Below are 21,635 nucleotides of genomic sequence, written 5' to 3' on the forward strand. Positions count from 1 at the left end.
GGGCTGCAATACTGCGTTGTGGATGACGCCCCGCCCGACAAGGCCCCATTCACCCGTGAGCAGCTGAAGCGGTTCGCCGGTGAGACCCTGCCGGACTTGATATCCGACCGGGTCCGGCTGCTGTTCGTCGGGATCAACCCGGGCCTGAGAAGCGTTGCCGTGCAAGCCCATTTCGCTCCCCGGGGCAATCGGTTCTGGCCGGCGCTGTTCCGCGCCGGCGTTACCGATCATCTGATCGACGCCTCGGCCGGGTTTACACCCGCCGACCGGAAGTATTTGTTGGACCTCGGAATCGGCATCACCAGCCTGGTCGAGCGGGCGACCGCGAGCGCGGACGAGCTCACCGTCGCCGAGTTCATCGAGGGCAGGAACCGGCTGGACAAAACCGTCCGACAGTACTCTCCCCGGGTGGTCGCCGTCCTGGGGGTCACCGCCTACCGCGACGCCTTCGGCGACCGCCTGGCGAGGACCGGCATCCAAGTGTCGCCTTACCCCGGAACCGCGCTGTGGGTCCTTCCCAACCCGAGCGGGCGCAACGCCCATGCGTCGCTGCCGAACCTCGCGGCCGCCTACGGCGAGGTCGCCCGCGCCGCCGGCATCCCTACACGCTCGGACGGCCGGTAGCCAGCACCGCCTCGGCGATTGCGTCGGCCAGCGGCTCGATCTCGCGCGCGCCCAAGTCGGCGACGGTGACCCGGATCCCGGGTGCGGTGCGAATCCGGAACCGCGCCCCCGGCGCCGCGGCCCAACCCGCGCCGAGCAGCCGGGTGATCGCCACCGTCTCGTCGGGCACCGGGACCCAGACGTTGAGCCCGGAGCGCCCGTGGGCGACGACGCCGCGCTCGGCCAGCGCGGTGCGAAGTTGCGTCCGGTTGGCGGCGTACTGCTTCTCGGCCTCGCCGACGAGGCGCGCTGCCGCGTCATCGGACCACAGGCCGACGGCGAGATCCTGCAACAGGTGGCTCACCCAGCCCGGGCCGAGACGCAGGCGGCCGTGCACGCGCTCGACGGTGCGGTGATCCCCGGCCAGGACGGCGACGCGCAGGTCCGGACCGTAGGCCTTGGACGCCGATCGCACGAACGCCCAGTGGCCGGTCGATCCGGCCAGCGTGTGCAGGGGCGCCCCGGCGATGCCCGCGCAGTGGTCGTCCTCGATGAGCAGCACCTCGTCGGCGCGCGCGGCCAGCAGTCCGCGCAGCGCGTCTGCGCGGGCCGCGGACAGCGCCGCACCGGTCGGGTTGTGCGCGCGGGTGGTGACGACCACCGCCCGCACCCCGCGCCCGAGCGCCCGGGACAGGTCGGCGACCAGCGGGCCGTCGTCGTCGACCCGCACCGGCTCCGCCGAAAGACCCAGGGCGGCAAGCAGATCCAACAGGTTGGCCCATCCCGGGTCCTCCACGGCCACCCGGTCACCCAGGCGCAGGTGCGCGGTCAACGCGCGCTCGATGCCGTCCAGCGCGCCGCTCGTCACCGCCAGGTGATCGGCCGGGACGCCGTCCGCGGCGAACGCCGCGCGGGCGTGATCGACCAAGGCGGGCGACATCGCCGGCTCACCGTAGACCAGGGGCCTGGGGCGCGGGGCGAGCGCGGAGGCGATCGGCAGCAGCGCCGGATCGGGGTTCCCGCTCGACAGGTCCCGCATGCCGACCGGGATGTCGAGCCCCAGCAGCGAACGGGGCGTCGTCGCGGGGCGGTGCCGCACCCGGGTGCCGCGGCGCCCCGCGGTCTCGATGGCGCCGCGATCGCGCAGCAGGCGGTAGGCCGCGGCCACGGTGTTGGGGTTCACGCCGAGTCGGCCCGCCAGGTCGCGGATCGGCGGCAGCGCGTCCCCGGGCGCCAGCGCGCCGTGGGAGATGGCCTCCTCGACGTTGGCGGCTATGGATTCCGCACCCGTCCCCGTATATTGTACTGGCACGATGGTAATTATGTACTAGTACGAAATCAAAGGCAATCCAGTGGACACCGCATACCGCCCGACGGCCCGAACCACGCCCACCCGCTACCGCGAACGCGCGCGCTACGACCGGCCCACCGTCCACGCGATCCTGGACGAGGCCTTGATCTGTCACCTCGGCTACCAGGGCGCCGGTGGGCCGGTGGTATTGCCGACGACGCACGCCCGCCTCGGCGAGACCCTCTACCTGCACGGTTCCACCGGCAGCGGCCCGCTGCTGGCCGCCAAGGCGGCACCAGATGGCCTGCCGGTCTGCGTCACCGTCACGCTCGTCGACGGGCTGGTGCTGGCCCGATCGGCCATGCACCATTCGGTGAACTTCCGCTCGGTGGTCGTGCTGGGCGCCGCTCGGGTGGTCGACGATCCCGCGGAGAAGCTGCGCGCGCTGCGCGGCCTGCTCGACCACATCCGGCCCGGCCGCGCGGACGACTGCCGCAATCCCAACGCGCGCGAACTCGCCGCGACCGGGGTGCTCGCGCTGGACCTGGCCGAGGTCTCGGCCAAGGTGCGAGCCGGCGGCCCGGTCGACGATCCGGAGGACAGTGTGTTGCCGCACTGGGCCGGCGTGGTGCCGCTGAGCCTGACGGCCGGAACCCCGGTGCCGGCCGACGACCTGGAACCCGCTACGCCGCTGCCGTCGTACCTTCTCTAGCCCCGGCGCGAGGCGCCCGGCGGGCGCCGTCCCACCACGATCCGACCAGCATGACCACGGCGGCCCAGGTCGTGCCCAGCAGCAAGCCGGCCAGCACATCGCTGAGGTAGTGCACCCCCAGATACGCACGCGAGAACCCGATCACGACGGCCAGCCCGATGGCCACGCTCCACACGATCACGTGCCCAGTCCAGGAGGAGATCACCCAGCGGGTCAGCATCCAAGCGGACAGCAGCGCCATCGCCGCGGCGCCGGCCGCGTGTCCAGACGGGAAGGAAAATCCGTCCTCGGCGAGCACGGCCAGCGACACGTGTGGACGGTCGCGGACCACCAGGGCTTTGGCGACGACGATCACCAGCGCGATCCCGCCGACCCCGACCAAGGCGAGCACCACCGGCAACCACGACCTGTACCGCCAGACGACGGCGGCGCAGGCCAGGCCCGCGAGTGCGGCCAGCGCAACGGGGCCGCCCGCCTCGGTGGCCACCCGGAGCGTCGTCGTCAACCACGGGTCACGGTGCGTTGCGAGCCACCCGGCCACCGGCTGGTCCACGCCCGCGATGCCGTCACCCTCGAGCACGTCCTCGAGCACGGCGGTGAAGGCGGCCGCCAACCCCACGACCGCGGCCGACCCCACCAGCAGCGCGGCGCCGGCGACCTCGTACGGGGGCAACCGGCGGAGTAGCGGCCACGCCGCGGCGCGCTCGTGTGCCCATGCCACCGCTCGGGCAAGCCCGGCACCCTCGCGCACCCGCGCCCAGACGCGGCATGCCAGGCGCTCGTGCCGAGCGATCCAGATCGCGACCGCGGCCAGCAGTGCGAGCGACACCACGGTGCCGGCGCTGACCGGCCCGAAGCCGTGTTGACCCATGTTTCGGCTATAGGAGGTAGCGGTAGGCCGGCGAACCGGGCTCGAGAGCCTCGACGTGGATTTCCGTCGCCCGCATCCGCGCCATCAGCCCGTCCAGGCCCGCGGCCGAGCCCAGCTCGATCCCGACCAGCGCCTCACCGGTTTCCCGGTTGTTGCGCTTCACGTACTCGAACAGGGTGATGTCGTCGTTGGGCCCGAGCACCTCGTCGAGGAACCGGCGCAGGGCGCCCGGCTCCTGCGGGAAGTCCACCAGGAAGTAGTGCTTGAGACCGAGGTGCACCAGCGAGCGCTCCAGCACCTCGCCGTAGCGCGACACGTCGTTGTTGCCGCCCGAGATGAGGCACACCACCGTGGACCCGGGCTCGACGTTCGCCTCCAGCAGCCCGGCGACCGCCAGCGCGCCCGCCGGTTCGGCGATGATGCCCTCGTTCTGATACAGGTCCAGCATCGCGGTGCACACCGCCCCCTCGTCGACCGTGGTGATCGACACCATGTCGCCGGCGGCGGCCAGCGCCGCGTAGGTCAGCGTCCCGGCCCGTTTCACGGCGGCGCCGTCGACGAACTGGTCGACGTGGTCGAGCGTCACCGGCTCGCCGGCGGCCAGCGCCGCCATCATGGCTGCGGCGCCGGCGGGCTCGACGCCGAGCACCGCGGTGTTCGTCGTCCGTTCGGCCAGGTAGGTGGTGATGCCGGAGATGCAGCCGCCGCCGCCCACCGGGACGACCACGAGGTCGGGCTCCGCCTCGAGTTGGTCGAGCAGCTCCAGCGCAATGGTGCCCTGCCCGGCCATGGTGCGCGGGTCGTCGTAGGGCGGCACCAGCGTGGCGCCGGTGCGTTGGACGTCGTCGAGCGCCGCCTCGGCCGCGAGGTCGTAGGTCGACCCGCCCACGATCAGCTCGATGAAGTCCCCGCCGTGGTAGCGGATCCGATCGCGCTTTTGCTTGGGAGTCTTGGCCGGCACGTAGACGCGGCCGTGCACGCCGAGCGCGCGGCAGGCGTAGGCGAAGCCCTGCGCGTGGTTGCCCGCCGACGAGCACACGACGCCCGCGGCCAGCTCCTCCTCGGAGAGCTGCACCAGCAGGTTGTACGCGCCGCGCAGCTTGTAGGAGCGCACCACCTGCAGGTCTTCGCGCTTGAGGAAGACCTGCGCGCCCGTGATCGCCGACAGCCGATCGCTCAGCTGCAGCGGGGTGGGCGTGACCACGGGGGCGATCCGCTGGGCCGCCGCATCGATGTCTGCCGCGCACAGCGGCGACTCACGCGGGGTCTGGCTCAGTTCAGCGGACACCGATCAATGGTCCCATGCCGCGTTCAGCCGACTGGGCTCAGCACGAACACCGGGATCTGGCGGTCGGTCTTCTTCTGGTACTCGGCGTAGTCCGGCCACGCCTGCACGGCACGCTCCCACCAGGTGGCCTTCTCGTCGCCGAACACCTCGCGGGCGTCGTAGTCGCGGGTGACGGTGCCGTCCTGCAGCTCCACGCGCGGGTTCTTCTTGATGTTGTGGTACCAGACGGGGTGCTTCGGGGCCCCGCCGAGCGAGGCGACGACCGCGTACTCGCCGTTGTGCTCGACGCGCATCAGCGGGGTCTTGCGGATCTTGCCGGTCTTGGCCCCGACGGTGGTCAGCAGGATGACGGGCTTGCCCTTGAGCTCGGTGCCTTCGGTCCCGCCGGATTCGGCGTATTTGTCGGCTTGTTCGCGGGACCAATCGAGCGGGCTGGGTGCGTATTCACCTGAAAGTGGCATGTCACCAACTCTAGGCGGCGTTCCCGGCTAGGGCGCCGGGCCCGTGAGATAGCGCGCGAGCACCGGGCGCACCCATTCGGTCAGCGTCGCGTCGTCCATATCCACCAGCGCCGGCACCCCAACGACGTTGCGGGCCATGGCGATTCCCAGCACCTGGGAGCCCACCAGCGCGGCGCGCTCGGCGGCGCGGTCGGGCGTGACGACCGCCAGCGCCGGAGCCACCTGCTCGACGAACACCTCGAGCAGCGCGTCGGCGGCGGCCCGGTTGGTCGCGGCCGCGCGCAGCAGCGGCAGGAAAGACCCGTGCGGGTCCCACACCCTGACGAACAGCGGCACCAGGACATCCGCCAGCCGCTCGGGCGCGACGCCCGAGAGATCGGGAAAGGTGACTTCGAGCCGGGAAACGGCGGCGAACAGGTCCGCCTTGCTGCCGAAGTAATGCATGACCAGGGCGGGATCGACGCCGGCCTCCGACGCGATCGAGCGGATGGTGGTCCGCTCGAAGCCGTGGGCGGAGAACTGGCCGCGCGCGACGCGCTGGATCGTCGCGCGGGTGGCCTCCCCGTCGCGAGTCTTGGCAGGCATGGGCGAAATTGTATTCAACAACTGTTGACACGGCCAGCACCAGGGGCCTACCGTCGAGTTCAACAACTGTTGAACTCATCGAGGAGGCCCCGCCATGACCGTCACCGTCATCCAGATCGGACTCGATCCCGAGGTGATCGACTGCTCATCACCAGATTTCGCCCAGTTCCCGGGGCTGTCCAGGGAGTCGCTGCGGGCGGCCAACGACGACAACGTCGCGGGCCTGCGCGCCGCCGGCTATGACGTGGACAATTGCCTGATCGACTCCGGCACGGCGGGCGCCGACAAGGCCCGCCAATGGCTGGAGGCCAAGCCCTACGACGCGGTGCTGGTCGGAGCCGGGATTCGGCTCGTCCCCGGCAACACCCTGCTGTTCGAGTCGATCGTCAACGCCGCGCATGCGACACAGCCCGGTTGTCGCTTCGTCTTCAACCGCGCGGCGGTGTCCACGCCCGGCGACATTCGCCGCTGGTTCCCCGAGCCGGAGGGAGCGGCCCGATGAGCACCGTGCACACCGTCGACGTCCTGGTGGTTGGCGCGGGCCCAACGGGCCTGACCGCCGCCGGCGACCTGGCCCGCGCCGGGCGATCCGTCGCAGTGCTGGAGCGCTGGCCCACCGAAAACCCGTCGAGTCGCGCGTTCGCCACCATGGCCCGCACCCTCGAAGTCCTCGACGCCCGGGGGCTGGCCGACGACCTGTTGGCGCTCGGGCACCGCGCGCCGGGCGTGAAACTGTTCGCCGGGGCCCGCATCGACCTGACCCACCTCGACTCTCCGTACCCGTTCGTGTTGGTGACCCCGCAGACCAACGTCGACGCGGCGCTGCACCGCTACGCGGCGGGCGAGGGCGCCGACATCCGCCGCGGCATCGAGGTGATCGCGCTCGGTCAGGACGCCGATGGCGTCACCGTCACCGCCCGGCCGAAGGACGACCGCGATCCCGCGCATCAGCAGACTTGGCGGTCGCGGTATGTGATCGGCGCCGACGGCGCCCACAGCACTGTTCGAGCGTTGCTGGGCGCCGATTTTCCCGGCAAGACGGTGCTGATGTCGATCGTGCTAGCCGATGTCAAGCTCGCCGACGGACCTTCCGACGGCGGGTTGACGGTGGGAGCCACCGGGGACGTCCTGGGCTTCCTGGCGCCCTACGACCGCCACGAAGCAGACGGCTCGTGGTATCGGGCCATGGTGTGGGACCGCGACCACCAGGTGCCCGACCGTGAACCCGTCGACGACGGCGAGATCATCGATATCCTTACCCCGGGCCATGCGCACCGATTTCGGTGTGATCGATATCAGCTGGAAGTCCCGATTCCATTGCGACGAAAGACAAGTCGAGCAGTACCGGCACGGCCGAGTGTTCCTGGCCGGTGACGCCGCGCACGTGCACTCCCCGATGGGCGGGCAGGGCATGAACACCGGCATCCAGGACGCCGCCAACCTGGCCTGGAAGTTGGATGCCGTGCTCGGTGGCGCCGACGACCGATTGCTGGACTCCTACCACGACGAGCGGCACCCGATCGGCCAACGCGTGCTGTTCCAGTCCGGATTGATGGCCCGCGCCGCCACGCTGCATCCGCGGCCGGCCCGGTTGCTGCGTAACCTGTTGGCTCCCAGTCTGCTTCGGATCCCTGCGGTGCGAGACCTGGTGGCGGGCAGTTTTGCGGGCACGACGTTGCGTTACGGCCGGCGCGGGCTGGTCGGCACGCGCGCCACCCAGATCCCCCTGGTGGAGGGACGGTTGACCGAGTTGCTACGCACAGGCGGATTTGTCTTGGTGCGCGAACACGGTGCCGCGCCGGTCGAGGCACCCGGCACACTGCAGGCCGAGCGGGCCGACCAGGGTCCGGGCGTGCTGGTGCGACCCGACGGGTACATCGCCTGGGCGGGGCCGTCGGCCGAGGCACCTGTTCGGCAGGCGAGCGCGGCCGGCACTCCTGCCTACTAAGGCACCTGTGGTGCGACCTTCCGGGCTAGATCTCCCGTAGTCACCGTGGCTAGGTCGCCGCCGTCCGGGCCAGCTCCGCGATGGTGTTGACGCGCCTGATGGCGGTGGCGATCTCGTCGGCGAACTCGCGCCGTCGCTGGGCGAGTTGCGGGTCCTCGAACGCGTCCACCAGCTCGCGGTGCCGCGCCAGCCGCAGCGCGGTCTTGAACAGCTCCATCGACCGCGACTCGGCGTTGGCGATTCGGCGCTGCAGCTCCCACTGCTTGCCCACCTCGAGACATTCGGTGAGAAACGTGTCCTCGTCGAAAGATTCGTCGTCGTAGGCGGCCAGCCGGTCGGCGACGATGTGGTAGGCGTCCAGGAACGGGCGCAGCACCAGGTGCGCCAGCAGCAGGTCGGCCTTTTCCAGCAGCCCCCGCACGTCTGCCGCGGGGGCGGCCTTGCTGGTGTCCTCCACCCGCCCGATCAGGCGCACCTCGCCGGCCAGTTCCTTCTCGAACTGGGCCCGCGCGGAGAACAAGAACTCGAACTTCAGCAGCTCGCGCAGGCGCAGCGCCTCGTCGCGCACGGTCGTCGGTAACACCAGCCGGTCCACGGAATTCTCGGCGTCTTCGACCGCGGCGAGCAGTGCCGTCTCGGCGATGGCGCGATCGACCAGGATGTGGATAGCGGTGTTGCGGTAGAACGCCGCGACCAGATGCTGGTCGGCGCCGATGCCCCAGACGGGTTCCGTGCCGGCGTCGTAGACGCTCACCACGCCCGAGGCGACGAGCTGGTGCAGCGTCCAGCGGATCGTCGAGCGGTTCGTCAGGTCGGCGGCACCGGCCACCGTCCAGTTCCGCGCCGCGATGTAGCTCGCCAGCGGACGCACGGTGGCCAGCACCTCGCTGATGGACAACGACCGGTCCGCGCCCAGCAGCGCGAGGCTGACCACCGCGGTGGGGGTCACGGGCGTCGCGCGGTTGATCCGGTGTTCGACGTCCAAGGCGATCCGCTCGATTTCCGTCCCGGTCCCGGACGCCGAGGTATCCAAAGCGCGCAACTCCTCCAGGCGCTTGCGCAGCGGCAGCGGTTCGCCGAAGTCCAGGTAGGCGCGCCCGAGCCGCTCGCCCTGCTGTCGCGCCAGCCGGACCAGGAACCGGAAATCCTCCGGCCGTTTCGCCGCACCGTAGGCTTCGGCGGTCATCGCCTCCACCTCGTGCAACTGGTCGTAGACGATCGAGGTCGGCACCAAATAGACCTCGGGGCCGTCGATTTCGTCGACGGCATCGCTGATGTAGCGCAGGATGCCGTACACGGGTGGGCGGAGCTTGCCGGTCCGGGTGCGGCCCCCTTCGATCGACCAGGTGAGGTTGGCGTGGTTTTGCACCAGCTGTGCGGCGTAGGCGCGCAACACGAACCGGTACACCGGAATGTCCTTGGTTTGACGGCGGATGAAGATCGTGCCCGTGCGCTTGGCCCAGGCGCCCATCGGGAAGAAGTTCAGGTTCGCGCCGCCGAAGGTGAGCGCGGGCGAGAGTCGGTTGGCCTGGATCGACTCGGGCAGCAGCAGCCCGTCCAGGTAGGAGCGATGCGAAAAGGCAAACGCCAGAGTCGCTTTGCGGTCCAGCTTGCGCAGCTGGGCGATCTGATCCTCGTCGACGAGGATGTCGTAGGCCCGCATCAGCCAGCAACTGAAGCTGCGCCAGGCCCTGACCGCCCGCTCGTCCAGCGACGGCGCCATCTCGCGCAGGTAGCCGGCCGCCTCGGCGCGCACGTCGTCGCGATCGCGCCCGAGCTCTTCGGCCAGCTTGGCCAGCCGCTCGTTGTACCACGGGGCCGCCAACAGCTCGACCACCTCGTCGGGATCGGTCGGCAACGGCGTCGTCGACTCGTCGACAATCCCGGTGCGCTGCAGCAGCTTTCGCACCCCCGTACGACCCATTTCGCGCGCCGACACCACCGGTCCCCCGCTCACGCCGGCTGCACCGTCGCGGCTTCGGCAGGCTCGTGAACGTCGGGATGAAGGTCGGGAGAATACAGTTCCTCGATCTCGGCCGCGTACTTCGCCATGATCGGCTTGCGCTTGAGCTTCATCGTGAGCGTGATCTCGTCCCCGCCCGGCTCCCACACGGTGGGCAATACCCGGAAGCGCTTGATCTGCTCGACCCGAGACAGTTTCGCGTTGCCCTCGGCCACACCCGCGGCGATCTGCGCGATGACGTCCGGGTGGCTCGCCAACGCGGACGGAGACGCATCCGCCAGCCCGTGCTGGGCCGCGAAGGGGCCGACCGAGTCGGCGTCGAACACCATCAGGGCGGCGTTGTACGGGCGGCCGTCCCCGATCGTGATCATCACGCCGACCATCGGGCAGGCGGCCAGGACGGTGTTCTCAATGTTGGCCGGCGACATGTTCTTTCCGGCCGCGTTGATGATCAGCTCCTTCTTGCGGTCCACCACCCGCAGGTAGCCCTCGGCGTCGGCCTCGAAGATGTCGCCGGTGTGCAGCCAGCCGTCCTCGTCGATCGCCTCGGCGGTCTTGGCGGGTTCCTTGCGGTAGCCCTTCATCACCAGCGGACCGCGGACCAGCAACTCGCCGTCGTCGGCGATCTTGCCCTCCAGGCCGGGCAACAACTTGCCGACGGTGCCGAGGCGAGCTTCGCCCGGATGGCTCACGGTCGCCACGCAACTCAGCTCCGACATGCCCCAGACCTCGGCGATCGGGATGCCGATGCTGAGGAAGAAGGCCAGCGTCTCGATGGGAATCGGCGCCGCACCGGAGACCGCCCAGCGCAGTTCGCCGAAGCCGAGTCGCTCCCGCAGCTTCGACAACACCAGTTCGTCGGCCTTGGCCCACTCGGCGGACAGCTCCTCCGACATCTCCTCGCCGGCCACCAGGGCCGCGGCTCGCCGGGCGGCCACCGACATCGCCCACTGCAGCGCCTGCCGCTTGACCTCGTCCGTCTCATGAGTCACGGCGAATTCGATTGCGGCCTTGAGCTTTTCCCACACCCGGGGCACCGCGCCCCACACGTTGGGCCGCACGTCGGGCAGCGCGGCGGCGATGGCCCGCGCGTCCGAGACGGTGGTCACCTGGGAGCCGAACACCTCCAGGCTGTAGAGACCCTGCACCCGGTCGGCGATGTGCGCCGTCGGCAGGAACGACGTGACCCGGTCACCGAACTTGGCCGGCAGCACGGAGTCGAGGGCGAACGCCTCGAACAGCAGATTGGCGTGGGTCATCTCCACGCCCTTGGGGTTTCCGGTGGTCCCGGACGTGTAGATGAGCGTGACCACGTCGTCGGATTTGACCGCCCGCCAGGTGGATTCGAAGTCGAAGCCGTCGCTTGCGGCGGCATAGAGGTCGTCGACCGAGATGGTGCCCGGCGGCGAACCGTCGATGCAGACGATGTGCTCGATGGACGCGCCGCTGGCGCGAATGCGGTCGACGTACTGCTCCTCGCAGATCGCGACCTTGGTGCCGGCGTTCTCGAACAGGTAGGTCAGCTGCTCGGCGGGCAGCGTGTTGTAAACCGAAAACGAAACGGCACCAACGTGTTGGGCGCCGATCTCCAGCGGGTAGAACTCGATCCGGTTGGCCATCATCAGTGACACCGTGTCGCCCCGACCCACCCCGAGGCCCGCCAGGCCGGCGGCGACCTTGCGCACCTGCTCCGCGAGCTCGCGCCACGTCAGCGTCTGGGTGCCGCCGGGAGTCCGCAGCGCGACGGCGTCTGGCTCGATCGACGCGGTGCGCTGGAACGCCTCGCACAACGTTGCCGGACGTTCGGTTGTCGTCATTTCCGTTCTCCTTGCCGCCGGATCAGCACAGCCCTTGGTGAGCGTACGTCCGTGGGTTGTGGCGCGGAACACATCACCCCGCATCGGGGCGCCACAGCTGCACCGTGGTCGAGGCGCCGCCGGGCAATTCGAGCAGTTCGATCGGGGTGCCGTCGGGATCGTAGATGAAGAACATCCGCACGCCACCGATGTCGACGGGCGCCTCGGCGCGCACGCCGGGATGGTGGCGGCGGACGGAGTCGTAGGTGGCGTCGAGATCGTCGACCCGGAACGACATGTTGGTATAGCCCAGGTGCGGGCCGCTCGGGGTCTCCGGCACCGCGCCCAATGACAGCAGCTCGACCATCGCGGCGCCGATCAGGCCGCCGACCATGCGGCCCTGCTGCGCCGCGCCGCCGGTCACCGAGTCCAGTCCGGCGCCTGCCAATTCGACGTCGAACACGACATCCATGCCGAGCACCTCGGTGTAGAACGCCACGGAGGCCTCGATGTCGGAGACGCCGATGCAGATGTGCGAGAAGTTCTGCACGGCGATCGGCTGCGGTGGGGTCATTGCTGCTCCTCGAGTCCTAGATCGCGTACGGGACCGCCGGCGCGGTGTGAATCCCACAGGTGCAGGCGTCGATCGACGGGCACGTGCAGCGCATCCCCCATTCGATGACGGCCCGCGCCCGGGCCAGTGACTCGAGCTGAGCGTCGATCTCGGCCAGCTTTGCCTCGGCCAGGGCCCGGCTGGCGGGACGACCGGGCGCGTCGTCGGCGAACAGCAGCTGGATCTCCTCCAGCGCGAAGCCGGCCGACTTGCACAGGCGGATCACCTCGAGGCGGGCGAGCACCGAATCGTCGTAGCGGCGCTGGCCGCCCAGCCGCGCGGGCGCCGACACCAACCCGATCTGCTCGTAGTAGCGCAGCGTGGTGGCCGCCACGCCCGCCCGGCGCGCCACCTCCCCGATCGTCAGGGTTGGGGCCATGGCGCCTCCCGAGAAACTCGATGCTTGACTTAGAGCTAACTCTAAGTCGTTGACTGGGAGCATGCATACTCCCACGCTCGATGAGCTGAGCCGCGCCCGCTACGCCCTGCTCCGGTCCTTCCGCCGCGACGGCATCCCGGTCGACACCCCGATCTGGTTCGGCCTCGACGGTGACGCGCTGGTGTTCCGCACCAAGGTGGGACCGAAGACCAGGCGGCTGGCCGCGCGTCGCGATGTCGAACTGGTCGCGTGCGACTACCGGGGACGGGTGCGCCCGGGCGCCACGACGCTGGCCGGCCGAGCGACGATCCTGTCCGGCGCCGACGCCGAGCGGGCCAACCGCCTGCTGCACCGGCGCTATGGCTGGCAGTGGAACATCGTCCCGCTGATCAAGGTTCCGGGCGTGACCAACGTCCACGGGGACTTGTGCGTCGGCGAAAAGCTGCGGCGCGCCCGCGACCGTCGCGTCTGGGCCGACAGCGCGATCGTGCGGGTGGAGCTGCCATGACCGCCACCAAGGCCGGACTGCTCGACCCCGTCCGCTCCCCCACCGTCCTCGAATGCTGCAGCGCGGCAACCGGACTCGTTCGCGGTCTGGTGTGGCCCCGGCGGCTGGACGGGCGCCTCATCCGCAGCATCGCCGACGCGGGACTGCCCGATCCCCGCGGCACCGTCGCGGTGACCGCGCTGCCGCAGGTGCCCGGGTCGGTGCCGACGGCCGCCATCGTCGAGGGCACGTTCCGCCCTGCGCGCCTGGAGAACTCGCTGACGTCGTTCATCGTCACGCACCCGGAGGCCACGTTCATCGTCGACCCCGCCGTGTGCACCGACGTCGATCGGCGGGCGATCGCCCAACTGCCCGCCGTGCTGCGTGGCGTGGTCCGGCCCCCCGCGGACACCATTCCAACCGTCGCGGCGTTGGCGCGTCTGCCGGAAACGCCGCGGTTGGATTTCGCGCTGCCTACCCACGCACATTGGGATCACGTGTCGGGGCTGCTGGACCTGCCCGAGCTGCCAGTGCTGCTGCACCGCAAGGAAAACGAGTGGGTCGGTGCCGGCCCGGTGGCGCCGGTGGGCGGTGTCCGCGATTCCCTGCGCAATCGGCGCCTCACCGAATACGACCTGGACGGTCCGGCGGTGCTGACCTTCACCGCAAGCCACGACCTCTTCGGCGACGGCTCCGTCCTGCTGGTGGACCTGGCCGGGCACACCCCGGGCAGCGTCGGGGTGCTCGCCCACACCGCCCGCGGATGGATCTTGATCGCCGGCGACGCCGCCTGGCACCGGCTGCAGATCGAGAAGGTCCGCCAAAAGTCCAGCTACCCAGGGGCTTTGGTCGATGTGGACCGCGATCAGACCTTCCGGACGCTACACCGGCTGCACCTGGCGCGGCACGCGGTGACGATCATCCCGACCCACGACTACCACGCGGCGCAGCAGCTGCCGGCCTAGAACCTCTCGCGCGGGGCGCGCCTTCGCGACTACGCGCTTCGCTCCAGTAGGACCTGCGCCGCCGCCATGTGTCCTTCGAAGCCAAATGATGTTGACATCGCGTGATAGCGCTCGGCGAAGTCCTGATACGCGGAGTCTTCACCGCGAGCCCGCGCCAGCAATGCCCGCAACCGCAGCAGCGCAACGTCGAACAACACAAATCCGGGCTCGGTCGGCAGGGCGGCCAGCCGCTCGACCGCTCCCGCAGCCTCATCCAGATCCTCTGGCCGGCCGCGTTGCAGCAGGGATTCCACGAAAGCGGCAGTGGCGGCCGCGTGGAACGTCGTCGGGTCGGTTGCCGAGTGCGCCTCGACAACCGCCCGCAGCTGCGCTATCGCATTGTCGAGGTCACCGGCACGTGATTGCTCCTTGGCGCGCTCGACCTTGAGCTGCTGCAGAGCCGCCTGGTTGAGCCGGTCCTGTGAGCCGGTCACCTGCGATTGGGCAAGCAGATCGAAACCTTGGGCGCGGTGCGCGTCGTCGAGTTGCACCAGGATGAGGCCGCGCAGAAACCTGGCCCACGCCAACGCGAATTGGTCTCCCCTCTCTTCGGCAGCGCGAAGGGCTTGTTCCGATACGCTCAGCATCGCCGCGTCGGGAACCAGGAGCCCGTTTACCACCCCGATGCCGTAGATGTGCAGGAGCATTATCGAACGCGTACCGGGTTCGATCTCGTCACCCAGAGCGACCGCATGGTCGACATCCTGCCGCCAATGCGGGGCGCCCCAGCACATCCGGGCGGCCGCGCGCATCATTGTGGCGATTCCCAAGGACGACCCGACGATAGTGTCGGCGTTCTGCGGATCCGCGCGGGCCTCGTCGATGATCCTGTCGGCCAAACGCACCACCTCGGCGAGCTCGCCGGCCCCGAACTTCGCGGTGAGGGCGCCTGGCCGCAAGGTGACGGAGAGAACCGAATCGCCCAGCGAATCAAGAAGGTTCACAAATTCCGTCACCATTGCCGCGGCTTGGCGGTAGCGGCCGTAGGTGTTGAGTGCCATGATCTGTCCGGCCATACCCATGGCGAGCGAGGCTTTGTCATCGGCGGCGGTCGCCAGCTCGTGCAGTTCGTCGAAGATGGTGTCGTCCACACGGCCGCCGAACCGCCAAGCGCTGAGACTAAGCAGCGCGCGCGGCGCGATTTGCATTGCGGCGCGCCCCGGCTGGTCGTCCGGCAGCCGGTCCGCAACGTGACACGCGCGTTGCCAGCTCATGCGCGCGGCACGAATGTCGCGGCGCGTCAACCAGGTCCCGGCCCGCATGTGCCACCCGAACGCTGCCGCCAGGTCACCGGCCGCCTCCAGATGTTCGGCGATCAGCGCCGCGCTCTCGTCCACCGATCCGGGGTCGCGCTCCGCAAGCGCCGCCGCCAGCCGCGTATGCAGCGCAGCGCGACCAGCCTTGAGCTGTGATCGGTAGGCCACCGTCTGGATGAGCGGCTGGCGGAATGCGTACTCGGCGAACGGCGTGAAATTCACCTGCTCGACCAGATGGGCGTGCACCAGTCGGTCCAACGTCGAGCAATCCGCCAGCGCAGCCAGCAGGTCCGCGCGGAAGCGGACACCGATCACCGCCGCCGCGTTCAATGTCGCTTTGGTCGCACCGTCGAGCCGGTCGATGCGCGCGGCGATGGCTGCCTGAAGCGTGGCCGGGACGGCGACGTCGGTTGATCCACTTGCGTTCAGGTATGCGCCGGGGGCGCCTTGGAGCACATTTCGATCGGTCAAGTCGCGCACGATTTCCTCGACGAAAAACGGGTTGCCGGCCGCGCGCTCGGCGATCCGCTCGACCAGCCCGGCAACCGACGGGTCGGTACCCAGCAGCTGGGCGACCAGCGCTTCGGTGTCCGAAAAACTAAGCGGTGCAAGGGAAATCTTCTGTGCGCCAGCCAGCTGACTCAGCGCGCCGGTGTACTCGGGACGATAGGTGATCAGCACCAACGAATGGGTCCGAGGGACGACGCTGATGAAGTCGGCCAACAGTGATTCGCTGGACGGATCGATCCAGTGAGCGTCTTCGATGACATAGACGGTGGGAGCCGTGCTGGCGAGGGCCGCATCGCAGACCAGCGCCGTCAGACGCCGCCGCCGGGCGTCGGGGGCGATATCGGGCAGTTCGTCGTCGGGGTCGCGGATTCCCAGGGTGTCCTCGAGGAGCACCTGATCGGCGTGATCGGCGGCGGGCACTCTCTCGCGCAGAAGCGTCCTGGCCTGGTGGTCACTCATGTCTTCCACCCCGAACGCCGCCCGCATCAACCGCTCCACCACCAGGAAGGGGACTTCGCCGGTGTGGGATTCGCAGTACGTCGAGAAAACCCGAATCAAACGCGGAATCGCTACGGCCACAATCTCGTCGACAACGCGGCTCTTGCCGATCCCGACGGGACCGACCACGCCCACCACACAACCACGGCCCGCCGCCGACCGATCAAGCAACGCCGTCAAGGTGGCGAGCTCCCAACTGCGCCCAACCAGCTTCGACACCCGCCGGCTGTAATGAAAGCGTCCCGTCCGCATGGACAGCAAAGGCCATGCGACCACCGGGTCCTCCACGCCCTTGAGGAGAACACTTTCGGGGGTGCCAAGCGCGGCGACGTCGTCGACGAGGCGCGCGGTCGACTCGCTGAGCATGACTCCGCCGGGCGGCGCCACCGATTCCATCCGCTGGGCCATGCCGACCTGAACACCGACGGCCGTGTAATTCCACGGGTTCGAGCCGATATCGCCGGCAATAACCTCACCCGAGTTCAGCCCTACCCGCAATTGAAGGTGGATACCGTCTCGGCTCTGCACCTGCCGGGCCAGCTCTTGCACCGCGTCCTGAATGTCCAGGGCCGCCAGACAGGAGCACAATGCGTGATCCTCCAGCGCGATCGGTGCCCCGAAAACGGCCATGATGCCGTCGCCGGTGAATTTGTCCACGGTTCCGGCGTAACGGTCAACTATCGCGGCGCAGCGGTCGAACAGGTCCGCCATGATCTCGCGCAAGCGCTCGGCACCGACGGCCTCTGCGATGTCCATCGAACCCACCACGTCGGCGAATAACACCGTCACCTGCTTGTACTCCGCGGATTGCTGCGGCGTTATCGGCGAACCGCAGCTGTCGCAGAAACGGGCCCCCTCGCGCAGTTCGATTTCGCACGTCGCACACGTGGATGCTGCCGCCGCCATTCGGGCCCCTAGTTCTCGAGTACACCAGTACACCCACCCGAAACGCTAACAATAGGGCTTCGCGGCACGAATGGCCCTAGTTGAAATGGTCCACCGCGGCGACCGCCTCGCCCGGCTCGGCCGCGCTTGATCGATGGCGGCGACCCGCTTCGCCCGGCTTCGCCGCGCTTGCGATCGCCGCTAAACGCCCAGGCAGCCCGGACCCAGCAGCTCCTTGAGGTCGCCCATCAGGGCCGGCGACGGCGTCACCCGCAGCGATGCGTCCAGCTCGAGCGTGGTGATCCGGTCCCCGCTGATCAGCCGCAGGTGCACCTGCGACGTGCCGGGGTGACGGGCCAGCACCTGCTTGAGCGCGCTGACCTTGTCGAAGGTGCACTGGCGCGTCGGCATGCTGACCGCCAGCGGCCGGTCCGGCTGGGCGTTGGAAAAGTCCGGCACCACAAGCTCGTTGGCGATCAGCGCGATCCGGTCGTCGCGGATCGCGACCTTGGCGTTGATCAACACCACGGCGTCGTCGACGATCTCGGCGCCGTACGTGGAATACGCGTGCGGGAAGAACATCACCTCGATGCCACCGGTGAGGTCCTCCAATTGCGCCGAGGCCCAGGGCATTCCGTTCTTGTTGACCCGCCGGTTCACCGAAGCCAGGATGCCGCCCACCCGCACCTGGGTGTCGTTGGGGACGTCGCCGTCGAGGATCGCAGGGATCGCGGTGTCGACCTGCGCGGCCAGCAGGTGCGCCACCCGGTTGAGCGGATGCCCGGACACGTACAGCCCCAGCATCTCCCGCTCGAGGGCCAGCTTGTGCTTGTCCTCCCACTCGTCGTCGGGCACCTTGATGGTGAACACCGAGTCGGTGGTGCCGGCCTCGCCGCCGCCGAACAGGTCGAACTGGCCCATCGCCTCGGCCTTCTTGGTGCCCAGCACGGAGTCGACGGCGTCGGTGTGGACCAGGAACAGGCCCTTGCGGGCGTGGCCGAGCGAATCGAACGCGCCGGCCTTGATCAGCGACTCGGTGACCTTCTTGTTGCATGCCGAGACGTCGATCTTGTTGAGATAGTCCGAGAAGTCGGTGAACTTGCCCTTCTCGCCGCGGGTGCTGATCAGCGAGCTCACCACGTTGGCGCCTACGTTGCGCACCGCGCCCAGCCCGTAACGGATGTCGGCGCCCACCGACGCGAAGTTCAGCCCGGACTCGTTGACGTCCGGCGGCAGCACCGTGATGCCCAGCTTGCGGCAGTCGGCGAGGTAGACGGCCGCCTTGTCTTTGTCGTCGCCGACCGACGTCAGTAGCCCGGCCATGTACTCGGCGGGATAGTTGGCTTTGAGGTAGGCCGTCCAGTAGGAGACCATGCCGTAGCCCGCGGCGTGCGACTTGTTGAACGCATAGTCGGCGAACGGAAGGATGGTGTCCCACAACGCCTTGATGGCACCCGCGGAGAAGCCGTTGGCCTTCATGCCGTCGGAGAAACCCTCGAACTCCTTCTCCAGGACCTCGCGCTTCTTCTTGCCCATCGCCTTGCGCAGGATGTCGGCTCGGGCGAGCGAGTAGCTGGCCACCTTCTGCGCGATGCGCATGATCTGCTCCTGATACACGATCAGGCCGTAGGTCTCGGCGAGGATCTCGCGCAGCGGTTCCTCGAGCTCGGGGTGGATGGGTTTGATCGCCTGGCGCCCGTTCTTGCGGTCGGCGTAGTCGTTGTGGGCGTTCATGCCCATCGGGCCCGGGCGGTACAGCGCGATGACGGCGACGACGTCTTCGAAGCCGGTCGGTTGCATGCGGCGCAGCAGGTCGCGCATGGGCCCGCCGTCGAGCTGGAACACCCCGAGCGTGTCGCCGCGGCCCAGCAGCTCGTAGGTGGCCTTGTCGTCCAGCGGCACCGACTCCAGGTCGAGGTCAATTCCCTTGTTGGCCTTGATGTTCTCGATCGCGTCGCCGATGATCGTCAGGTTGCGCAGCCCGAGGAAGTCCATCTTCAGCAGGCCGATGGCCTCGCAGGACGGGTAGTCCCAGCCGGTGATGATGGCGCCGTCCTGCGGCCGCTTCCACAGCGGGATCGCCTCCGTCAGCGGCTCGCTGCTCATGATCACCGCGCAGGCGTGCACGCCCGCGTTGCGGATCAGGCCCTCCAGGCCGCGCGCGGTCTGGTAGATGGTGCGGACGTCGGGGTCGGTTTCGATCAGCCCGCGGACCTCGGCCGCCTCCTTGTAGCGCTCGTGGTTCGGGTCGGTGATGCCCGACAGCGGAATGTCCTTGGCCATGATCGCCGGCGGCAGCGCCTTGGTGATCCGGTCGGCGATGGCGAAGCCCGGCTGGCCGTAGTGGATCCGCGCCGAATCCTTCAGCGCCGCTTTGGTTTTGATGGTGCCGAAGGTGATGACCTGGGCCACCCGGTCCGAGCCCCACTTGTCGGCGGCGTAGCGCACCATCTCACCGCGGCGACGGTCGTCGAAGTCGATGTCGATATCAGGCATCGACGTGCGCTCGGGGTTGAGGAACCGCTCGAACAGCAGCCCGTGCGGGATCGGGTCGATGTCGGTGATGCCCAGCGCGTAGGCCACCAGGGATCCGGCGGCCGAACCGCGGCCGGGCCCGACCCGGATGCCCACCGACCGCGCGTAGTTGATCAGGTCGGCGACGATCAGGAAGTACGACGGGAAACCCTTGTCGCAGATGACCCCGATCTCGTAGGCCGCCCGCTGCTCATAGCCCTCGGGCGGGCCCGCGGGAAACCGCCGGGCCAGCCCGGCGTCCACCTCGTGGCGCAGCCAGGACGCCTGGTCGTGCCCGTCGGGCACCGGGAAGACCGGCATCCGGTCGCGCGGCGCCCACACCTCCGCGTAGGACTGCACCCGCTCGGCGATCAATAGCGTCGAGTCGCAGGCGCCGGGCACCTCGTCGTCCCAGATCTGGCGCATCTCGGCGGCCGACTTGAGGTAGTAGCCGTCGCCGTCGAATTTGAACCGGTTGGGATCCGACAGCGTCTTGCCCGTCTGCACACACAGCAGCGCCTCGTGGTTGTGGGCGGCGTCGCGGGTGACGTAGTGGCAGTCGTTGGTGGCCAGCGGGCGAATATTGAGCGCCCGGCCGATCTCGAGCAGGCCCTCGCGGACCCGTCGCTCGATAGTCAGCCCGTGGTCCATCAGCTCGAGGAAGTAGTTGTCCGGCCCGACGATCTCGCGCCACCGTGCAGCCGACTCCAGCGCCTCGCGGTCGTGTCCCAGGCGTAGCCGCGTCTGCACCTCCCCGGACGGGCAGCCGGTGGTGATGATGATGCCCTCGGCGTGTTCGGCGATCAGCTCGGCGTCCATGCGCGACCATTTGCTCAACTGACCCTCGAAGGAGGCCAGCGAGGACAGCTTGAACAGGTTGCGCAGGCCGGCGGCGTTCTCGGCCAGCATGGTCAGGTGCGTGTAGGAGCCGCTGCCGGAGACGTCGTCAGCCTTCTGGCTGGGATCGCCCCAGGTGACGCGGCGGGTGTCGAAGCGTGAACCGGGCGCGATGTACGCCTCGACGCCGATGATGGGCTTGATCCCGGCCTTGGTCGCCTCGTTGTAGAACTCGCTGGCGCCAAACATGTTGCCGTGGTCGGTCATCCCGACCGCGGGCATCTGCAGCCGCTCGACCTCGGCGAGCATCGGCGCGATCTTCGCGGCACCGTCCAGCATCGAGTACTCGGTGTGGTTATGCAGGTGCACGAAGGACCCGGAAAATGAACCGCTCATAGGGACGCCAGTGTATGACCGACCTCCGACGCTTCCCCGGCGTGTCGCGTCGTGTGTCTCTTACTCCGCTGTTTGGGCGGGGCGGATTTAAGGTGGCGCTATGACCCAGATTGCAGACCCGTACGCGGTGTCGTCACCGTGGTCGCCGCGAGAGGCCGAACTGCTGGCGGTGACCTTGCGGCTCTTGCAGGAGCACGGCTATGACGGGTTGACGGTGGACGCCGTGGCCAGCGAGGCCCGGGCCAGCAAGGCAACGGTGTACCGGCGCTGGCCCTCGAAGGCCGAGTTGGTGTTGGCCGCCTTCATCGAGGGCATCTGCCAGATCGCGGTGCCGCCGGAAACCGGCACCCTACGCGGCGATTTGTTGCATATCGGGGACAAGATCTGTCAGCAGGGCCCCCAGCTCGCCAGCACCATCCGCGCGGTGCTCGTGGAGGCGTCGCGCCATCCCGCCCTGGGCGACGCCCTGCAGCACCAGTTCCTCGATCAGCGCAAGGCCCTGCTGCAGCACGTGCTGCGGCAGGCGATCGAGCGCGGCGAGATCCGCGAGGACGCGGTCGCCGACGAGCTATGGGACCTGCTGCCCGGATACCTGATATTCCGCTCGATCATCCCCGGGCAGGCGCCCGACCGTCGCACCGTGCAGGCCCTGGTCGACGGCTTCATCCTGCCGGGCCTCACCCGATCCGGCAGATATCAGGAAAATTGATACAAAGTGTACGGTCACGTCTCTTGTGC

At 68.9% G+C, this 21,635-nt stretch carries 19 protein-coding genes; 8 read left to right on the forward strand and 11 right to left on the reverse strand.

Annotated features, from left to right (window positions below):
• Nucleotides 1-18 precede the first annotated feature (18 nt).
• Complete coding sequence (locus AWB92_RS15030) at nucleotides 19-624, forward strand: mismatch-specific DNA-glycosylase (RefSeq protein WP_173817426.1); 606 nt, start codon at nucleotides 19-21, stop codon at nucleotides 622-624.
• Here AWB92_RS15030 and AWB92_RS15035 read toward each other — a convergent pair.
• Nucleotides 602-1,915, reverse strand: a complete 1,314-nt coding sequence (locus AWB92_RS15035) for an aminotransferase class I/II-fold pyridoxal phosphate-dependent enzyme (protein ID WP_085186658.1) — start codon at nucleotides 1,913-1,915, stop codon at nucleotides 602-604. The two genes, AWB92_RS15030 and AWB92_RS15035, sit on opposite strands and share 23 nt — an antisense overlap.
• 40 nt (nucleotides 1,916-1,955) lie before the next feature.
• On the opposite strand from AWB92_RS15035, the gene AWB92_RS15040 reads away from it, so the two are divergent.
• Nucleotides 1,956-2,606 carry a pyridoxamine 5'-phosphate oxidase family protein gene (locus AWB92_RS15040; protein WP_085186659.1) on the forward strand — a complete coding sequence of 217 codons (651 nt, stop codon included), beginning with the start codon at nucleotides 1,956-1,958 and terminating at the stop codon, nucleotides 2,604-2,606.
• On the opposite strand, the gene AWB92_RS15045 is transcribed toward AWB92_RS15040, so the two are convergent.
• Genes AWB92_RS15045 through AWB92_RS15060 form a run of 4 tightly spaced genes read right to left on the reverse strand, consistent with a single transcriptional unit; the run spans nucleotide 2,578 to nucleotide 5,811 of the window.
• The gene (locus tag AWB92_RS15045) at nucleotides 2,578-3,477 is read right to left on the reverse strand and encodes a phosphatase PAP2 family protein (protein ID WP_085186660.1); all 900 of its coding nucleotides are present in this window, start codon (nucleotides 3,475-3,477) and stop codon (nucleotides 2,578-2,580) included. The two genes, AWB92_RS15040 and AWB92_RS15045, sit on opposite strands and share 29 nt — an antisense overlap.
• 7 nt (nucleotides 3,478-3,484) lie before the next feature.
• Complete coding sequence (gene ilvA, locus AWB92_RS15050; protein WP_068184425.1) at nucleotides 3,485-4,765, reverse strand: threonine ammonia-lyase; 1,281 nt, start codon at nucleotides 4,763-4,765, stop codon at nucleotides 3,485-3,487.
• Nucleotides 4,766-4,788: 23 nt separating this feature from the next.
• On the reverse strand, nucleotides 4,789-5,226 hold the full coding sequence (locus AWB92_RS15055) for a nitroreductase family deazaflavin-dependent oxidoreductase (RefSeq protein ID WP_085186661.1): 438 nt from the start codon (nucleotides 5,224-5,226) through the stop codon (nucleotides 4,789-4,791).
• Nucleotides 5,227-5,253: 27 nt separating this feature from the next.
• Nucleotides 5,254-5,811, reverse strand: a complete 558-nt coding sequence (locus tag AWB92_RS15060) for a TetR/AcrR family transcriptional regulator (RefSeq protein ID WP_085186663.1) — start codon at nucleotides 5,809-5,811, stop codon at nucleotides 5,254-5,256.
• Between the two features lie 94 nt (nucleotides 5,812-5,905).
• On the opposite strand from AWB92_RS15060, the gene AWB92_RS15065 reads away from it, so the two are divergent.
• The 3 genes from AWB92_RS15065 to AWB92_RS31080 are packed head-to-tail and all read left to right on the forward strand — an operon-like array spanning nucleotide 5,906 to nucleotide 7,759.
• Entirely contained in the window at nucleotides 5,906-6,313 is a 408-nt protein-coding gene (locus AWB92_RS15065) for a hypothetical protein (RefSeq protein WP_085186665.1), read from the forward strand.
• A complete protein-coding gene (locus AWB92_RS15070; RefSeq protein ID WP_277622295.1) occupies nucleotides 6,310-7,185 on the forward strand; it encodes an FAD-dependent oxidoreductase in 876 nt (291 codons plus the stop codon). The genes AWB92_RS15065 and AWB92_RS15070 overlap by 4 nt, the downstream gene beginning before the upstream one ends.
• A complete protein-coding gene (locus tag AWB92_RS31080) occupies nucleotides 7,079-7,759 on the forward strand; it encodes an FAD-dependent monooxygenase (RefSeq protein WP_277622296.1) in 681 nt (226 codons plus the stop codon). Before AWB92_RS15070 ends, AWB92_RS31080 begins: the two co-directional genes overlap by 107 nt.
• A gap of 49 nt (nucleotides 7,760-7,808) precedes the next feature.
• Here AWB92_RS31080 and AWB92_RS15075 read toward each other — a convergent pair whose 3' ends face one another.
• From AWB92_RS15075 to AWB92_RS15090, 4 genes are all read right to left on the reverse strand, one after another.
• Nucleotides 7,809-9,698, reverse strand: a complete 1,890-nt coding sequence (locus AWB92_RS15075) for a lysophospholipid acyltransferase (protein WP_142282113.1) — start codon at nucleotides 9,696-9,698, stop codon at nucleotides 7,809-7,811.
• Between the two features lie 14 nt (nucleotides 9,699-9,712).
• Complete coding sequence (fadD11, locus tag AWB92_RS15080) at nucleotides 9,713-11,539, reverse strand: fatty acid--CoA ligase FadD11 (RefSeq protein WP_085186669.1); 1,827 nt, start codon at nucleotides 11,537-11,539, stop codon at nucleotides 9,713-9,715.
• 73 nt (nucleotides 11,540-11,612) lie between these two features.
• Nucleotides 11,613-12,092: a VOC family protein gene (locus tag AWB92_RS15085; protein ID WP_085186671.1), complete on the reverse strand. Its 480-nt coding sequence runs from the start codon at nucleotides 12,090-12,092 to the stop codon at nucleotides 11,613-11,615.
• A 16-nt stretch (nucleotides 12,093-12,108) separates the two neighbouring features.
• A complete protein-coding gene (locus AWB92_RS15090) occupies nucleotides 12,109-12,510 on the reverse strand; it encodes a MerR family transcriptional regulator (protein ID WP_085186673.1) in 402 nt (133 codons plus the stop codon).
• A gap of 61 nt (nucleotides 12,511-12,571) precedes the next feature.
• Here AWB92_RS15090 and AWB92_RS15095 point away from each other — a divergent pair, with 61 nt between their 5' ends.
• Together AWB92_RS15095 and AWB92_RS15100 are read left to right on the forward strand one after the other, a co-directional pair.
• Entirely contained in the window at nucleotides 12,572-13,018 is a 447-nt protein-coding gene (locus tag AWB92_RS15095; protein ID WP_085186675.1) for a PPOX class F420-dependent oxidoreductase, read from the forward strand.
• Nucleotides 13,015-13,962, forward strand: a complete 948-nt coding sequence (locus AWB92_RS15100; protein WP_085186677.1) for an MBL fold metallo-hydrolase — start codon at nucleotides 13,015-13,017, stop codon at nucleotides 13,960-13,962. Before AWB92_RS15095 ends, AWB92_RS15100 begins: the two co-directional genes overlap by 4 nt.
• A gap of 29 nt (nucleotides 13,963-13,991) precedes the next feature.
• On the opposite strand, the gene AWB92_RS15105 is transcribed toward AWB92_RS15100, so the two are convergent.
• Both AWB92_RS15105 and dnaE read right to left on the reverse strand, forming a co-directional pair.
• Nucleotides 13,992-17,171, reverse strand: coding sequence for an adenylate/guanylate cyclase domain-containing protein (locus AWB92_RS15105; RefSeq protein WP_085186679.1), 3,180 nt, complete (start codon nucleotides 17,169-17,171; stop codon nucleotides 13,992-13,994).
• 180 nt (nucleotides 17,172-17,351) lie between these two features.
• Nucleotides 17,352-20,897, reverse strand: a complete 3,546-nt coding sequence (dnaE, locus tag AWB92_RS15110; RefSeq protein ID WP_085186681.1) for a DNA polymerase III subunit alpha — start codon at nucleotides 20,895-20,897, stop codon at nucleotides 17,352-17,354.
• Between the two features lie 100 nt (nucleotides 20,898-20,997).
• Here dnaE and AWB92_RS15115 point away from each other — a divergent pair, with 100 nt between their 5' ends.
• On the forward strand, nucleotides 20,998-21,606 hold the full coding sequence (locus AWB92_RS15115) for a TetR/AcrR family transcriptional regulator (protein ID WP_085186683.1): 609 nt from the start codon (nucleotides 20,998-21,000) through the stop codon (nucleotides 21,604-21,606).
• The last annotated feature ends 29 nt before the right edge of the window (nucleotides 21,607-21,635 follow it).

This window comes from Mycobacterium sp. IEC1808 (assembly GCF_002101935.1).
Taxonomy (GTDB): Bacteria; Actinomycetota; Actinomycetes; order Mycobacteriales; family Mycobacteriaceae; genus Mycobacterium.

Bases quoted from the DNA above. Each gene is read 5' to 3' on its own strand.
- AWB92_RS15070 (WP_277622295.1), top strand. From the start codon at position 6,310: ATGAGCACCGTGCACACCGTCGACGTCCTGGTGGTTGGCGCGGGCCCA.
- AWB92_RS15065 (WP_085186665.1), top strand. From the start codon at position 5,906: ATGACCGTCACCGTCATCCAGATCGGACTCGATCCCGAGGTGATCGAC.
- AWB92_RS15115 (WP_085186683.1), top strand. From the start codon at position 20,998: ATGACCCAGATTGCAGACCCGTACGCGGTGTCGTCACCGTGGTCGCCG.
- fadD11 (WP_085186669.1), bottom strand. From the start codon at position 11,539: ATGACGACAACCGAACGTCCGGCAACGTTGTGCGAGGCGTTCCAGCGC.
- dnaE (WP_085186681.1), bottom strand. From the start codon at position 20,897: ATGAGCGGTTCATTTTCCGGGTCCTTCGTGCACCTGCATAACCACACC.
- AWB92_RS15095 (WP_085186675.1), top strand. From the start codon at position 12,572: ATGCATACTCCCACGCTCGATGAGCTGAGCCGCGCCCGCTACGCCCTG.
- AWB92_RS15090 (WP_085186673.1), bottom strand. From the start codon at position 12,510: ATGGCCCCAACCCTGACGATCGGGGAGGTGGCGCGCCGGGCGGGCGTG.
- AWB92_RS15085 (WP_085186671.1), bottom strand. From the start codon at position 12,092: ATGACCCCACCGCAGCCGATCGCCGTGCAGAACTTCTCGCACATCTGC.
- AWB92_RS15055 (WP_085186661.1), bottom strand. From the start codon at position 5,226: ATGCCACTTTCAGGTGAATACGCACCCAGCCCGCTCGATTGGTCCCGC.
- AWB92_RS15045 (WP_085186660.1), bottom strand. From the start codon at position 3,477: ATGGGTCAACACGGCTTCGGGCCGGTCAGCGCCGGCACCGTGGTGTCG.
- AWB92_RS31080 (WP_277622296.1), top strand. From the start codon at position 7,079: ATGCGCACCGATTTCGGTGTGATCGATATCAGCTGGAAGTCCCGATTC.
- AWB92_RS15105 (WP_085186679.1), bottom strand. From the start codon at position 17,171: ATGGCGGCGGCAGCATCCACGTGTGCGACGTGCGAAATCGAACTGCGC.
- AWB92_RS15100 (WP_085186677.1), top strand. From the start codon at position 13,015: ATGACCGCCACCAAGGCCGGACTGCTCGACCCCGTCCGCTCCCCCACC.
- AWB92_RS15060 (WP_085186663.1), bottom strand. From the start codon at position 5,811: ATGCCTGCCAAGACTCGCGACGGGGAGGCCACCCGCGCGACGATCCAG.